2 protein-coding genes are annotated in these 3,228 nt (G+C 67.7%); both read left to right on the plus strand.

Annotated features, from left to right (window positions below; translation table 11 throughout):
• Positions 1 to 2,614 (plus strand): helix-turn-helix domain-containing protein (locus R1101_RS27625; protein ID WP_016935017.1); only part of this gene is annotated, 2,614 nt, incomplete at its 5' end.
• A gap of 13 nt (positions 2,615 to 2,627) precedes the next feature.
• Positions 2,628 to 3,228 (plus strand): benzoate/H(+) symporter BenE family transporter (locus R1101_RS0119605; protein WP_016935018.1); only part of this gene is annotated, 601 nt, incomplete at its 3' end.

Consider the following 3,228-nt stretch of genomic DNA (forward strand, 5'->3'; position numbering starts at 1 on the left):
ATGGCGCACCGGACGCGTCGTGGACGATCAGGTCGTCGTCGCTCGCCACGACGACCTGATCGTCCACGACGCGTCCGGTGCGCCATGGGAGGCCGACCATCCCTGGTCCGTGCTCGAGCAGCTTCTCGGCGACACCGTCGTCGCGGACGACCCGGTGGAAGCGGCCCGCACTCTCCTCGATCGGATCGACGATGTGACCGTGATCGTCGTGGACGACGCGCACTACGCGGACGTCGAGTCGTTGCAGTCGCTGTCCTCTTCGAGGCGGCGAGCGCACGGACGCCCCCTTCTCATGATCTGGATCGTGCCCGACGTGCTTCCCGACGATGTCACCGAGGCGACCGCGCGCCTTCTCTCGAACAATCATCGCGTGGACACGATCCACGTCGGTCCGCTGACCCCACCGGATGTCGCGCAGCTCGCCCTACGTCGCATCGGTGTCGATCTGTCCGCGTGGACGGCTCGTCGTCTGCAGGAGCACACTCTCGGGAATCCCCGCTCGATCCTGCAGCTCCTCGACGAGATCCCGCGCGACGAATGGCACCGCTGGCAGGCGCGCTTCCCGGCCCCTCGGCAACACTCCGGGAGGGTGGCCCGCATCCTCGCTCGGTGTTCACCGGACACGCGTGCCCTCGTCGAATCGGTTGCTGTCCTGGACACTGCCGCCACGCAGGGATCCATCGAATCACTCACACTCGTCGCAGAACTCGCCGAGATCGGCGACACCACCGGACCACTCGACGAAGCGCACCGACTCGGTCTGCTCACGATGCGCGAACAACGAGGCGTGGTGTCGTTGTCGTTCCCCGACCCCATGACCCGCGCCGCCGTGGCCGACGAGATCGGTCCGGCACGCTGGCACAGTCTGCACGAGCGGGCCGCCTCGATCGTCGACGACGAAGGCGCCCGGCTGTTCCACCTCGTGTCCGCGACGCCCACCGGAAACGAGGAACTCGCCGCCCGCCTCGACTCCTATGCCCGGCGCTGCGCCGCCGACGGTGCCTGGTCCCAGGCAGCCGAAGCGCTGATCACCTCCAGCCGCATCACTCTCGACCGAGAATTGCGGACCCGCAGGATGATTCGCGGTGTCGACGCACTGACCGGCGCGGCGGATCTCCCTCAGGCCCAGACGTTCGTTCCCGAAATCGAGAGCGTGCCGAGCGGGCCGATGCGCAATGCCGTGCTGGGTTATCTCGCGATCCAGAAGGGCCGGGCCGCCGAAGCCCATCATCTGCTCACCGAAGCGTGGTCGATGCTCGACGACCCGGAGTCCGACCCCGTACTCGCTGCGACGATCTCCCAGCGAATGGTGCTGCACTCGCTGGCACGACTGCGCGGCGACGACCTCGTCCTGTGGGCCGATCGCGCCTCGCACACCCTCCCCGAGACAACACCTCCAGTGGTGGAGTCGCGAGCCATCCGGGGCCTCGGACTGGCGATGACCGGACGGGTCGACGAAGCGGTCGAATCGTATTCAGCTCTGTCCGAAGCCATCCGGCTCGGGGCACAGAGCCAGCGCATCCGCATGGCCGAGGGATGGCTCGCACTCGCGCTCGACCAGCCCGATCTCGCGCGTACGGAACTCGAAGCCGCAGAGCCGACCACCTTGCGCGGGGGGTCGCTGCGGATCTCCTTGTGGGCACAGGCGTGGCTCGCCCGGACGCAGTTCGCCCTGGGCGCGTGGTCCGACGCTCTCCGCACCGTGGACCGTGCCGCGGCACAACTCGAGGCGACGCAACTCGATCTGCTCCGACCGCTCGTCCACTGGACCGGGGCCCAGGTCCACGCGTTGCGCGGGAATTGGGGTGCAGCAAGAGAGCACGCCCATCGCGCTCGCGCCGGAACCGGTGACTACTCGCTGATGCTCGTACCCGCCTGCCTGTGTCTGGCGCAGTGCGCCGAAGTGGTCTCCGACTACACGAGTGTCCTGCGCTACCTTCAGCCGATCGTCACCATGCGCGGCCGGGGTGCGATCGACGAACCCGGGCACTGGCCGTGGCAGGACTTGTACGGTAACGCCCTCGTGGTCACCGGACGGGTGGGCGAGGCGGACGAATTCCTGCGTCCACACGAGGAACTCGCCGCCGAGCGCGGGCACCGGTCCGCCAGGGCACGGCTGGGCTATGTACGCGGCCGAATTCTCGGCGCACGTGGCGACATCGACGCTGCCCGTGACGCCTTCGAGAGCGCCCTCGACGAGATCGACACGCTGCCACTGCCCTACGACCGCGCGCGCATCAACTTCGCGTACGGCCAGACGATGCGCCGGGCGGGGCGTCGCCGCGACGCCGACGCGGTGATCCGCACCGCCCGTGAACTGTACTCGTCGCTCGGTGCCGTCTCGTACGTCGAACGCTGCGACCGGGAACTCAAAGCCGGCGGTCTTCGTACCGGTGACAGTGAGACAGACTCCCTGCGTTCGGATTTCACGACCCTCACCCCGCAGGAACGCGCCGTGGCCACACTCGTCGCGTCGGGCCGCACCAACAAGGAAGTCGCCGGTGAGCTGTTCCTGTCCGTCAAGACGGTGCAGTACCACCTGACCCGCGTGTATTCGAAATTCGGCATCCGCTCGCGCAGTGAGCTCGCCGCGAAGTTCCGACAACAGAATTGAGGTTGAGGATCCGATGACCGCCGTGGACGATCGCCCCACCGCCGAGACCGACCTGTACGAACGTCCTGTACGTCCCGTCTTCGGGCCGCGCCGCATACTCCGGGATCTCGGTCCGCGATACGCCGCGAACGGTCTGATCGGCCTCATCTTCTCGTGCACGGGCCCGGTCGCGGTGATTCTCGCGGCCGGCGCCGCCGGCGGGTTGAGCGCGCCGCAACTGGCGTCGTGGATCTTCGGGGTGTTCGTACTCAACGGCCTGCTCACGATCGTGATGAGCATCGCCTACCGGCAACCCCTGGGGTTCTTCTGGACGATCCCGGGCACGGTGCTCGTCGGCGGGTCGCTGACGCACCTGAGTTGGGCGGAGGTGGTCGGCGCGTTCTTCGTGACCGCTGCCCTCGTGACGGTGCTGGGAGCCTCGGGACTGGTCCGCCGGGTGATGGAGGCCCTGCCGATGCCGATCGTCATGGCGATGGTCGCGGGGGTCTTCCTGAAGTTCGGTATCGATCTGGTGGCGGCGCTCGGTTCCGACGTGGCGATCGCCGCACCGATGGTGGTCGTCTTTCTCCTGCTCAGTTCGGTTGCCGTTCTGGGTAAGTGGATGCCACCGATCC

This window comes from Rhodococcus sp. R1101 (assembly GCF_000278445.1).
Lineage (GTDB): Bacteria > Actinomycetota > Actinomycetes > Mycobacteriales > Mycobacteriaceae > Rhodococcus > Rhodococcus gordoniae.